This window comes from Noviherbaspirillum soli, assembly GCF_015352955.1.
Lineage (GTDB): Bacteria > Pseudomonadota > Gammaproteobacteria > Burkholderiales > Burkholderiaceae_D > Noviherbaspirillum_A > Noviherbaspirillum_A soli.
Genome location: NZ_JACYOX010000012.1, coordinates 113,563 through 125,479, shown reverse-complemented (window position 1 = coordinate 125,479; position 11,917 = coordinate 113,563). Strand labels below are relative to the sequence as shown.

At 66.8% G+C, this 11,917-nt stretch carries 10 protein-coding genes, 1 tRNA gene and 1 pseudogene; 3 read left to right on the top strand and 9 right to left on the bottom strand.

The features are described 5' to 3' along the window. Both IGW04_RS25720 and IGW04_RS11685 read left to right on the top strand, forming a co-directional pair. Positions 1-120 (top strand): annotated as a pseudogene (locus tag IGW04_RS25720) (IS5/IS1182 family transposase); the annotation flags it as partial. Continuing rightward, complete coding sequence (locus IGW04_RS11685) at positions 87-1,199, top strand: hypothetical protein (RefSeq protein ID WP_194713241.1); 1,113 nt, start codon at positions 87-89, stop codon at positions 1,197-1,199. The pseudogene IGW04_RS25720 and the gene IGW04_RS11685, both read left to right, overlap by 34 nt. Before the next feature lie 348 nt (positions 1,200-1,547). Here IGW04_RS11685 and IGW04_RS11680 read toward each other — a convergent pair. From IGW04_RS11680 to IGW04_RS11655, 5 genes are all read right to left on the bottom strand, one after another. Further along, positions 1,548-1,640: transfer RNA gene (locus tag IGW04_RS11680), tRNA-Sec, on the bottom strand. An 84-nt stretch (positions 1,641-1,724) separates the two neighbouring features. Further along, positions 1,725-3,620, bottom strand: coding sequence for a selenocysteine-specific translation elongation factor (gene selB / locus IGW04_RS11675; protein WP_194713240.1), 1,896 nt, complete (start codon positions 3,618-3,620; stop codon positions 1,725-1,727). After that, positions 3,617-4,984, bottom strand: coding sequence for an L-seryl-tRNA(Sec) selenium transferase (gene selA, locus IGW04_RS11670; RefSeq protein ID WP_194713239.1), 1,368 nt, complete (start codon positions 4,982-4,984; stop codon positions 3,617-3,619). Before selA ends, selB begins: the two co-directional genes overlap by 4 nt. 99 nt (positions 4,985-5,083) lie before the next feature. Further along, a complete protein-coding gene (locus IGW04_RS26125; protein WP_273701379.1) occupies positions 5,084-5,611 on the bottom strand; it encodes a UGSC family (seleno)protein in 528 nt (175 codons plus the stop codon). Next, positions 5,608-7,044, bottom strand: a complete 1,437-nt coding sequence (locus IGW04_RS11655) for a thioredoxin domain-containing protein (RefSeq protein WP_194713236.1) — start codon at positions 7,042-7,044, stop codon at positions 5,608-5,610. The genes IGW04_RS26125 and IGW04_RS11655 overlap by 4 nt, the downstream gene beginning before the upstream one ends. Positions 7,045-7,332: 288 nt before the next feature. Here IGW04_RS11655 and IGW04_RS11650 point away from each other — a divergent pair, with 288 nt between their 5' ends. Then, a complete protein-coding gene (locus tag IGW04_RS11650; RefSeq protein ID WP_194713235.1) occupies positions 7,333-7,740 on the top strand; it encodes a hypothetical protein in 408 nt (135 codons plus the stop codon). A 108-nt stretch (positions 7,741-7,848) separates the two neighbouring features. Here the strand turns inward: IGW04_RS11650 and IGW04_RS11645 are convergent, their stop codons facing one another. The 4 genes from IGW04_RS11645 to IGW04_RS11630 are packed head-to-tail and all read right to left on the bottom strand — an operon-like array spanning position 7,849 to position 11,917. Continuing rightward, positions 7,849-9,477, bottom strand: a complete 1,629-nt coding sequence (locus IGW04_RS11645) for a class I adenylate-forming enzyme family protein (RefSeq protein WP_194713234.1) — start codon at positions 9,475-9,477, stop codon at positions 7,849-7,851. After that, positions 9,474-10,127, bottom strand: coding sequence for an ABC transporter ATP-binding protein (locus tag IGW04_RS11640; RefSeq protein ID WP_194713233.1), 654 nt, complete (start codon positions 10,125-10,127; stop codon positions 9,474-9,476). Before IGW04_RS11640 ends, IGW04_RS11645 begins: the two co-directional genes overlap by 4 nt. Positions 10,128-10,139: 12 nt before the next feature. Beyond that, the gene (locus tag IGW04_RS11635) at positions 10,140-10,910 is read right to left on the bottom strand and encodes an ABC transporter ATP-binding protein (RefSeq protein WP_194713232.1); all 771 of its coding nucleotides are present in this window, start codon (positions 10,908-10,910) and stop codon (positions 10,140-10,142) included. Further along, on the bottom strand, positions 10,907-11,917 hold the full coding sequence (locus IGW04_RS11630; protein ID WP_194713231.1) for a branched-chain amino acid ABC transporter permease: 1,011 nt from the start codon (positions 11,915-11,917) through the stop codon (positions 10,907-10,909). Before IGW04_RS11630 ends, IGW04_RS11635 begins: the two co-directional genes overlap by 4 nt.

The window sequence follows — 11,917 nt, the reverse complement described above, 5'->3', positions numbered from 1 at the left end:
TTGCATCAATTCCGGCGACTGCGCGTACGCTACGAACGACTGCCCTCGATTCATGAAGCATTCCTTCACTTGGGCTGCGCCCTTATTTGCTGGCGCATTTTGAAAAACTCATTTTGTTAGATGCTCTAAAAAAAGCTACAACTGAGCAACGTAGTGCGGCTGCGGCAAATTCCTCACAATCTCAGCTTGCTTTCAATCCCGTGCAGGAGCAAACAGATGCCGTGTCGGATGGCGCACCGAAAACCTTTTTGGACACGGTCTATGAGTCCGCCTCGGCGGCGATTGAAGATTTCAAGCTCGGATTCACCATGCCGACATATGCCATGCCAGCCCCTTCATTCACCGCCCCAACAGTAACAATGCCTATATTCGGCACGCCAGAAGTACAGGAAATAGCGAATCAAAAAACAGCGGGCACTGACGCAGCGCATGTGCCAGGTTTTGAAATGGATGGGAGTATCGAGGAACGAAACGGGCCTCATCAAAGCTTCGGAAATTATGAAGAGGCGTCGGTCGCCGCTGAACTAGCAATGAAGATGAAGTTGGCTGATACCAGGATAAAAAACAGGAAAAGGCACGTGCGGGAAATAACAATTGCCAATCCAACCTCACACAAATTCTCCAAAATCGAATTGCAGCTTGGAATTACAGAAAAGGATTGGAAGCCAGATAGAACCACAGTACTTCTTTTGACACGTTCAGCCACCAGTTGCCTGCAGCCAGACCAAATAAAACTCATGCCAGAACTCAGTCCGCTTCTGAAATCCGCGGGATTTGGCGAATTTAGAGATATTGGCCGAATAGTCAAATGCGTAAACTCGGTGCCTGGCAGAGATGACAACCGCTATATATTTGCATCAAAAGAATTTTTTGTGAATGGTGGAGTGTGGCCAGTTGGTTCTGGCAAACTGGACGCGTCAAAGGCAGGCGATATCGCCACGACTTATAAGAACGTGTGTGAAGACGCTGTCGCCGGAAAAATTCAAAGGCTGGTTGCAACAGCTTGCTTCAGCTTGCCAACGACTGAAATGTTCGCAAGCGACAAAGTGTACAGGGAGGCAGTCGCTGTGATGATTAAAACGCTGCACGACTCTTCCCTGATGCATCCGCAACTTCAGATCACGTTGGTAGCCAGGTCGGAAAGCGAAATGGCAATTATGGAAGAAGCCATCTTGCTAAACAGGCTTGCGGCACATTAGAAAAATCGGCTGTCCAGGCATGAAGGAATCACTCGATCAGCCTTTTTCCACCTGGTCAAATTTTTTGGTTTTTGAAACTACCAGGTTCCGCCCGTGTACGACTTGCCCAATTGGGCCGCGTACACCTGGTCATTCCTGCGGCGATAGCAATAATGGGAATAAGCAGCGCCAGTTAGTGCAGCCAGCCAGGCCGCGGCGCCCAGAGAAAAAATAAACATCGTCGGTTCCGTTTGAGAGCAGCAGGCATTTTAATGCATGTGCGCTCCGACTGGGCGAAGAACGGATTGTTAGACCGCAAAATTGCCACAGGAACACAACTCTGCTATGGCATGTACGACGAAAACAGGGCGGAAGGAAATGGGAGTCGAACCCACCAGACCTGCGTTGCAGGTCTCACCGGATTTGAAGTCCGGGCGCGCCACCGGGATGCGTTGTCCTTCCGATGCGGCAGGGTAACACGGCGCCGATCGATTCCGTAAGGCCTGCCGGGCGAACCAGACGCTTCAGCTTGCAACTTTTCCATGCTCACCCCGCCATCCTGCGGCGCCCGCCGGCATAGCGGGTGACGCCGGCGCGGTCCAGGTATTCCAGCACCTCGATGGTCAGGTTGCGACCTATGCCGGTACGGTTGCGGTACTGCGCGGCCTCGAATTCGCCATTGTCCGAGGCGCGCGCCAGCTCGTCCGCCATCGCAGCCAGCGCCGCCACCGTCTCCGACAGGAAATAGCGGTTGGGCGCGACCGGCTCCAGGTAACCCAGGCGGCCGATGCGCTCGCAGAAGGCCAGCAACGCATCGCGCTCCATGCCGAGCGCGGCGGCCAGTTCCCCGACGATGGGCGGCCGCAGGCCGCCGGCGCGCAGCAGCGGCTCGATGCGCGCCAGCAGCTCCCGGTCGGCGGCTTGCAACTGCGGGCTGTGGCCTGGCAGGCGCAGCAGGCGCCTGTCGCGCACCAGCACACCCTGTTCCAGCGCCCACCGTATGGCGGCCTGCAATACTTCGGGGCGCGCTTGCGCGCGAAGGCGCTGCATCAGCAGGGCGTCGCTGGGGCCGATGGCATCCGGATGCAGCGCGTGCCACTCAGCCAGGGCCTGCGGCAGGCGCGACAGCAATGCCTGCCAGTAGCCGCCGTCCAGCGCCAGCGTGCCGTCGCCCTGCTGGAACAGGATGATATCCATGCCGGAAACCAGTTGCGCCGCCTCGTCGGCAGTCAGGTTGCGCGCCTGCACAAAGTCCGGCAGCGCAATGCCCAGCGGCTCGGCGCGCAACAGGGCCGATAGCGCCTGCCCGGCGTCCGGCGCATCCAGCGCCCGCACCCGCGCCAGCCGCGCCGCCCTGGACAGGCGCTGCCCGCCCTCCGCCGGCGCGATCACCATGCCGCCGCCGATCACCCGCCGGGCAGACTGGGAGCGCAGGATGAAGCGATCGCCGTAAAAGGCCGGCAGCGGCCGGTCCAGCACCAGCTGCGCATAGGCGGCTTCACCCGGCGCGACCGCCTTCCCTTCCAGCAGCGCGACATGGCCGCTCTGCTCGGCCGCGCCCAGGTGCAGCTGCACGGGTGTCCAGTGCAGCAGCGGGGCATCGGCCTGGCGCCATGTCTGGACGCGCACGTCGATGCGCTGGACCGGCGCGTGGACAGCCGCTGCCAGCAGCCAGTCGCCGCGGCCGACATCCTCACGGCCGATGTCGCCAGCCAGGTTGAGCGCGCAGCGCATGCCGGCAACGGCTTGCATGACGGCGTCGTCATGGACCCGGATGGCGCGCACCCGGGCCGACAGGCCTGCCGGCGACAGCATCAGGCTGTCGCCGACGGCCACGCTACCCGACAGCACGGCGCCCGTCACGACCAGGCCGGCGCCGGACAGGGTGAAGCTGCGATCCACCGCCAGCCGGAAATTGCCGTTCTGCGCGCGCTCCGCCCGGCCCCGCTGCGCCAGGGCCAGGTGGGTGCGCAGCGCTTCCATCCCCATGCCGTCGATGGCGGACACCGGGAACACCGGCGCATCGCGCAAGCCGGTGGGCGCCAGCAGCGCAGCGATGTCCGCCGCCACCGCGGCAATGCGCGCCGCATCGGCCCGGTCGGCCTTGGTCAACGCCACCGCGCCGTGCGCTACGCCCAGCAGGTCCAGCACCGCCAGGTGCTCCACTGTCTGCGGCATCACGCCGTCGTCGGCCGCCACCACCAGCAGCGCAAAATCCACCGCCGCCACGCCGGCCAGCATGTTGCGCGCGAAACGCTCATGGCCCGGCACATCGACGAAACCGACCGGCTGCCCGTTGCCCAGGTCGGCATGCGCGAAGCCGATGTCGATCGACATGCCGCGCTGCTTTTCCTCCGGCAGGCGGTCTGTGTCGATGCCGGTCAGCAGCCGGATCAGCGTGGTCTTGCCATGGTCCACATGGCCGGCGCTGGCGACGATCACGGCGTCGCCAGCGCGGCCAGCAGGCCGGCTTCATCGTCCAGGCAGCGCAGGTCCAGCAGCAGCGCCTTGTCCGCGATGCGGCCGATCACGGGCAGCGCCAGGGCGCGCAGCGCGGCCGCCAGCTGCTGCGCGCCCTGGCCCGCCCTGGGCCGCAGCCGCAATGCAAAGCTGGGCAGCAGGTCGACCGGCAGCGAGCCGCTGCCGATCTGGCTCATCGCCGGCACCACGTCGACCGCCGCGCGCGCCCCCGCCCACTGCGCCAGCGCCGGCAGCAGGCGCAGCGCCTGGGCCTCGATCTCCGCCGCCGGCCGCGACAGCAGCCGCAGCGCCGGCACCTTCCGGGCCAGCCGGTCCGGGTCGCCGTAAAGCCGCAGCACCGCGCCCAGCGCGGCAATGGTCAGCTTGTCGCAGCGCAGCGCCCGCTTCATCGGATTCTTCCTGATGCGCGCCACCAGGTCGGCGCGGCCGACGATGATGCCGGCCTGCGGGCCGCCCAGCAGCTTGTCGCCGCTGAAGGTGACGATGCCGGCGCCCTGGCGCAGCGCGTCGCCCGGGGTCGGCTCGGGCGGCAGGCCGTAGCGGGTCAGGTCGGTCAGGGTGCCGCTGCCAAGGTCCACTACGAAAGGCAGCGCGTGGCGCGCGGCCAGCTCGCCCAGCTGCACCGGGTCGGCCTCGGCAGTGAAGCCCTCGATGCGGTAGTTGCTGGTATGGGCCTTCATCAGCAGGCCGGTGGACCGGCCGATGGCGTCGGCATAGTCCCGCAGATGGGTGCGGTTGGTGGTGCCCACCTCGCGCAGGCGGCAGCCGGCGCGGGCCATGATGTCGGGCAGCCGGAAGGCGCCGCCGATCTCGATGAGCTCGCCGCGCGAGACGATGCATTCGCGCCGCGCGCCCAGGCTGTTCAAGGCCAGCAGCACGGCGGCGGCATTGTTGTTCACCACGGTGGCGGCCTCGGCGCCGGTGAGCCGGCACAGCCATTCTTCCAGGTGGCTGTCGCGGTCGCCGCGCTTGCCGCTGCCCAGGTCGTATTCCAGGTTGGATGCGCCCCTGGCCACCTGCACCATCGCGTCGATGGCTTCCTGCGGCAAGGGGGCGCGGCCCAGGTTGGTGTGCAGCACCGTGCCGGTCAGGTTCAGCACCGGCCGCAGGCTGGGCGCGAGCAATCGCCGCAGCCGCGCTTCCACGGCTGCGGCGATTGCTTCATGGGCAGGCGCCGCGCCGTCCGCGCGGCACGCCGCCAGTTCGGCGCGCGCCGCGTCCAGCACCAGCGCACGGCCATGCGCCTCGGTCAGCGCTGCCATCAGCGGCCAGCGCAGCATGCTGTCCACCGAGGGCAGCCGCGCCATGTCAGGCCGGGCGCTCATGCCGCGACCGCGCTTCGTCGCGCGGCGCAAGGCGGCGCGGCGACGCCGGCGAAACCGGGCGCCTTTGCGCCGGTTGCAGCCGCTGCGCCGCGCAGGGTGCTATGGCTTGCTGGTAAGCGCGCCGACGATGGCGTCGACCGCCTCGTCCGCCAGCGCGCGCATCTCCTCGTCGCTGCGGTCCTGTATCGGATGCCGCACGAACACCATCGCCGGGTCGAAACCCAGGCTCTTCGACTGCAGCGCAGCCGCCTCGACAAACTCTGTGGATGCAATGCCTACTCCGGGTATGCCCCGACCTTCGAGATCCGCGATGTCATGCATACAGCACGACGTGCAGGAGCCTCAGTCGGCCAGGCCTTCAACGACCAGCTGGCATTCGCCGGCGATCTGCTGCTTCAGCGCCGTCGGCGCGACCCGGGTGAAGGTCGGCTTCCTGTAGCGCTTGACCGCGATGCCCATCGCGGCAAGCCGTTCGTCGACACGGTCCAGGAACACATTGCCGCGCGCCTTGGATATGTCGAGCAGGCCGACGGTGGCGCCGGCAAGCGTCGCCGGGCGCGCCAGCCGCGCCCGCGCCGATGGCGCGCGCTCGGCGGTCGGGTCCAGCAGGAGGGTTTGTTGCGTCATGTTGCGATCTCCCTGGTAACGGGGGTGGAGCCGGTCGGGCCGGAAGCGGCCCAGCCTGCAATGACAGCGGAAAACAGGCCGGCGCTGCCGCCGGCCCGCACGATCAACAGTCCGCCGGGGCGGAACTTGGGAACCTGCTTGCCGGCCAGGGCCGCCGGCAGTCCTTCTGCGATGCCGCCGGCGCCGGCCAGCATGTCGTCGGCATCAAAGGTCAGCAGGGCGGTCAGTTCGTCGCGCAGCCGCGCCTTGGACCAGCCGGCCTCGATGAACACCCGGCTGTGCTCGGGCGACACCACCAGCAGCGCGTCGCCGGCCATGGCCAGCTTGGGATGGTCTACCGCGCGCAGGCACAGCGCGAAGCTCTTTGCCAGCGACTCCGGCGTGCGCGACTTCTGGTCGACGATGCCCTGCACGCCTTCGCCGGCGAACAGGGTGACGGTGGAGGCGTCTGCGGCAAAGCCGCGCTCGACGGCCAGCGAGTCCCAGCCGCCGCCCTCGGCTTCGGCGAAGCAGAAGCTGTATTTGCCGGGATTGCCCAGCGTGGCGCGGTCGACCTCGCCCGGCCGGCCGCCGCCGACATTCCTGATCACCAGCTGCAGCGCGCGGCCGATGGTGGCATTGGCGCGGTTGCCCTGCCCCAGCGCGTTCACGCCCGAATTCATGCCGACCGCCTTCGCGGCCGGTCCGTTGACGACCACCACCGGCCCGGCAAACATGGTCGTGCACAGCACGCCATGCATGCCGAATTCATCCACCAGCGCCGCTTCCACCGCGGCCAGCACCACCGGCATGTACTCCGGCTTGCAGCCGGCCATCACGGCATTGATGGCGACCTTCTCGACCGTGCACGGGGCCAGGTCGGGCGGCGCCAGGCCCAGCACCTCATCGGGCTTGCGGCTGGTTCCCTGCAGCATGCGCAGCACCCGCTCGCGGGTCGGCGGCACCACGGGCAGGCCGTCGGTCCAGCCGCGCTCGTAGCAGGCTTCCATCAGGTCTTCCTCGTCGCCCAGCGCAATGGTGCGCGAGGCGAACTGCACGTCGCCGAAGCGCAGCGCGAGCGTCTCGGGCATGCCGGGGTCCAGCGTCTTGGAGCCGCAGCCGGGCCGGATGGCCGGCAGGTCTGCGCCCAGGTCGGGCAGGCCGCTGATGCGGCGCCAGTCGTCGCGGTGCCAGCCATAGGTGCGCTCGACCTCGCGTCCGCCTTCGATTCGGATCAGGGTCGGCACGACTTCGATATCGAGCAGCCAGGAATGTTCGAGCTCGCGGTCGTCCACCACCTCCGCGGCGCCGCCGGCATAGCCGGGATCGTCCTGCACATAGACCTTCAGCGGCAGGTCGCCGGCCGCCAGGCGCGACACCAGCGGCTCCACCAACGCACAGGTCGGGCAGGCGCGCTTTGCGATCAGCAACAAACCATCTGGCATCTGGCGCATGGTGCTTGTCCTTTGTTCTTTGAACGAACTTATCCGCGGTCATCATACGAAGGATGGGCAATGCTGACCAGCTTTTTTTGCACGGTCGTTCTATTGCTGTGCCGCTGGGAACCCAGGGCAATCCGACGATGCTTCACCGTTCAAAGTGCTTGGGGTCGCCCGACAGGATACGGACGGCCTTGGTCTCCGTCATCCGTTATCGGGCATGGAATGCCCGGCAGGAAGCGGGATCAATTCAACCCTGCCTGCGGCCATGGCCGGAACGGTTCCGGCGCACGCGGTAATGACATGTCGCATGACCATGTCATTGCTCATGGCGCGCGCACCACTTCCTTTCTGGCTGCGCTTCCCCTGTTCTCATCGGGGGAAGCATCGTCGAAACAAACTTCAGGAGATTCTGATATGACCAAATCTTTCCAGCAAAAACCATCGTCACGGGCTGCATCCCTGGCATCCCCTGCATCCTGCAGCGCCCAAGCTGCGCAATGCCTTTCCGACACCGACCTCGCAGGCATCAACGGTGGGGCGGAACACGGCGAAATTCAGTTCAGGTTGGGATCATTCTCCAACGCCGAGGAGGCCACGCTGCCGTTCGCGTCCGGCCTGCAGCAACTGCCGGTCGGCGCCCTTGATCCGGATAGCGTTCCATGGGCAGAACTGAAGCCGGCGGTAAAGAAGCTGGCCAGCGCCGGCTGAGATATCCCGCCCCCGTGATACAGACCGGCCCGAGCCGCGCAGCGCAGCGCAGCGCAGCAATCTAACCGCTGGCTGCACCAGCCACCGTCAAACCCGGCAGCCTCCGGTTCAGGCCCTTGCCGCCCTCTCCCGCAGTTCCCGCTTGAGCAGCTTGCCATTCGCATTGCGCGGCAGGGGCGTTTCCATCAGCGTGATTTCCTCCGGCACCTTGTAGTCGGCCAGGCTGGCTGCACAGTGCGCCCGCACCGCGTCGGCATCGGCCACGCCGCCGGGCGCATAGACGAAGGCATGCACCCTTTCGCCCAGCACCGGGCAGGGCTTGCCCACCACCGCCGCCTCCAGCACGCCGGGCAGCGCCATCAGCACATTCTCCACCTCGGCCGAATAGATCTTGTAGCCGCCGCGGTTCAACATGTCCTTCTTGCGGTCGAAGATGCGCACGAAGCCGCTCTCGTCGATCGAGCCGATGTCGCCGGAATGCCAGTAGCCGGCGGTGAAGCCGGCGCCGGTCGCTTCCGGATTGTCCCAGTAGCCGCGCACCACCATCGGGCCGCCTATCCACAGCTCGCCGCTGACGCCCGCCGGCACTTCCATGCCGTCGTCGTCGACCACGATCACTGAAGCGCATGGCAGCGCCACGCCGACCGAGTCATTGCCGGCAACGCTGGTGCCGGGCGGCACGGCCGTGGTGGGCGATGTGGTTTCGGTCGCGCCGTAGGCGTTCACCAGCGCCAGGCCCGGCAACTGCTGCGCCATGGCCTCCACCGTCGATGGCGGCATCGGCGCGCCGCCGAAGCCGCCGATGCGCCAGGCGGACAGGTCGTGCGCTTCCATGCGGCCGCGCAGCAGGCAAAGGTTGTACATCGCCGGCACCATCAGGGTGTAGGTCATGCGCTCCCTTGCCGCGACGGCGACGAACTCCTCCGCCTGGAAGGCGGAAAAGATCAGCATCGCGCCGCCAACGCGCAGCATGGCGGCGATCACGGCGATCAGGCCGGTCACATGGCTGGCCGGCACCGCAAGCCCGGCGCAGTCATGATGGTTCAGCCCGAAGCAGGCCTGGTAATGCATGGCCGAATGCACGATGTTGAGGTGGCTCAGCATCGCGCCCTTGGGATTGCCGGTGGTGCCCGAGGTGTAGAGCAGCACCGCGGTATCTTCCTCGCGCACCGGCGCGGCGTCGCTGGCCGGCATGAAGCCGCGGCCAAGCGCAGACAGCGACAGCGCGCCGGCATCGTCCAAGTCGCCCACGTCGTCCACGCAGATGCGCAGGCGCAGGCCGGTCGCCTCGGTCTCGTGAGGCACTACCGCCGCCAGCGCGGCGTCGAACACGATGGCCTTCGCGCCGCTTTGCCGCTGCATATAGGCCAGTCCCGGCCGCTGCTCGCGTATGCCCACCGGCACCGCGATCGCGCCCAGGCGCTGTATCGCCAGCAGCACCGACACGAACTCGGGGCGGTTGCCGATGAACATCATCACCCGGTCGCCGCGTTCCACGCCATGTCCGGCGAGGCCGGCGGCAATGCGGCCCACTTCCAGGTCAAGCGCGCGATAGCTCAGGCTGGCGCCATTGAACAGCACGGCCCGGCTGTCGGCATGGCTGGCCAGCGCTTCCTCGAACATCGCATGAAAGGAGGTCGGCCGCTCGGTGAAGCAGCGCACGATGCGGTCGCCGAAATGGGCCTCGTGCCGTATCGGCGGCACGCTGAATCCAGCCCAGTGATCGTGCCCGCTCATGCCGCCTCCCTGGCCACATTGGCGCCGCGCTCGATCACCACTTCCGCATCCAGCAGCGAGCTCGAATGATTCAGGTCCGATTGCGAGATCAGCACCGACAACTGGCTGCCGCGCAGGCTCCCGATGACTTCGGAAAGCCGCTGCGACAGGGCCGGCGCGACGCCTTCGAAGGGCTCGTCCAGCAGCAGCAATCGGGTGCCGACCGCCAGCGCGCGGCCCAGCGCCACCAGCTTCTGCTGGCCTCCGGAAAGCAGCAGCGCGCGCCGCTCGCGCATCTCCTTCATCTCGGGCAGCACGCTGTAGACGAATTCCAGGCGCTCCGATTCCTTCAGTGTCTTGGAGGCCCACACCGGCACCAGGATGTTTTCCTCCACCGTCAGCTCGGGCACCAGGCCGCGGTCCTCGGGCATGTAGCCGATGCCCAGGCCGGCGCGCAGGTGGCGCGGCATGCCGGCCAGGTCGCGGCCATCGAGCGTCATGCTGCCGCTGCGCAGCGGCAGATGGCCCATGATGGAGCGCATCAGCGAGGTCTTGCCGGCGCCGTTGCGGCCGATCAGGCCCACCATCCGGCCGGCCGGCACATCGATCGAAAAGCCGCGCAGGATTTCCACTGCCTCGATGGCGACATTGATTGCCTTGATCTCCAGCATTTTCACTTCCTCCTAGCGCAAGGTGCCCGTGACATAGCGCCGCACCTCGTCATTGGCCAGCGCATCGGCCGGCGCCGCGTCGGCGATGATGCGGCCGCTGTAGAAGGCCACGACCCGGCTCGCATAGCGCTCCACGATGTCCATGTCATGTTCAACAAACAGCACCGTCATCGCCTCTTCTTCCAGCGCCTGCATCACGGTGTCCATCATCGGAAATTTTTCTTCCACGCTGACGCCGCTGGTAGGCTCGTCCAGCAGCAGCAGGCGCGGCTGCTCGGTCAGGGCCATTGCGATGTCGAGCAGCTTGCGCACGCCGCCAGGCAGCTCCGACACCCGCCGTCCCGACTGCGCGGCCAGGCCGAAGCGCAGCAGCAGCGCCTCGGCGCGCTCGATCGCATCGGCCCGGTGCGCCGGCCGCAGGAAGGACAGGCTGCGGCCATGGCAGGCCGTGGCCACCAGCATGTTGTCCAGCACCGTCAGGCCGGGGCAGAGCTGCGGGATCTGGAACGAGCGCGCGACGCCGAGACGGGTGATGGCGCGCGGCGCCATGCCGGTGATGGCGCGGCCATCGAGCAGGATGCTGCCGGCGTCGGGCCGGATATAGCCGGTGATCATGTTGACGAAGGTGGTCTTGCCGGCGCCATTGCTGCCGATCAGGCTGACCCGCTCGCCATGCCCGACTTCCAGCGACATGTCGCTGGCCGCCACCACCGAGCCGAAGCGCTTCTGCAGGCCGGATGCCTGCAGCACCGGCGCGTTGCGGGTAGCGGGAATCGCGCTCATGGCCGGCCTCCGTTGCCGGTTTTGATCTTGCCGCCGGCCCAGAGCGAGCCGATGCCGCCGGGCAGGAAGCGGATCGCCAGCAGCAGGAAGATGCCCAGCGCCAGCTGCCAGGTATTGGGGAAATACAGGCTGGAAAACGAGCGCACGATTTCCAGCAGCGTGGAGGCGATGAACACCGCCAGCACGCTGTGGTAGCCGGCCAGGATGGCGACGAAGACAAATTCGCCGGAGCTGGTCCAGTAGCTGAAGTTGGGGTCGATATGCCCCAGCGACATCACCGTCAGCGCGCCGCCGACGCCGCCGAGGAAGGCGGCGATGACGAAGTTGGCGGCCACGGCCTGGCGCACCGAGCCGCCCAGGTATTCCACCCGCAGCTCGTTCTCGCGCACCGCCAGCGACACCAGGCCGCGGGTGCTGTCGAAGTAGACGCGCGCCGCGAGCGCCAGCACGCCGGACAGGCCGACGGTCACGGCGTACAGCAGGTAGCCGACGCTGGCGTCCGGCAGGGCCTGGCCCAGCAGCGTGGCGCGTCCCATGTTGAAGCCGTCGGAGCCGCCCACCGCATCGGTCTTGACCAGCACGCCATACAGCACCATGGACAGGGCCAGCGTCAGCATCGCGAAGAAGATGCCGCGGTAGCCGGCAATCAGGCGCGCCACCAGCAGCGCCGCCAGCGCAGCCACCACGCCGCCGGCCAGCGCCATGCCCAGCGCGTCGGTCATGCCGAGCCGGTTGAACAGCAGCGCCGCGGTATAGCCGCCGAGGGCGAACACCATGCCCTGCCCGAACGACACCACGCCGCAGCGCATCAGCACCACGATGCCCAGCGACACCAGGCCGTGCGAGGCGGCCATGGTCAGCAGGAAGGTCAGCCACTTGGGCAGCAGCGCGCCGGCACCGATCAGCAGGGCAATCAGCACCAGGCCGGCCAGCAGCGTGCGCGGCCGGCCGGCGCCATGGCGCGTTGCCAGCGCCGGCTTGTCGAGAGTTGCAGAAGTCGCTTGCAT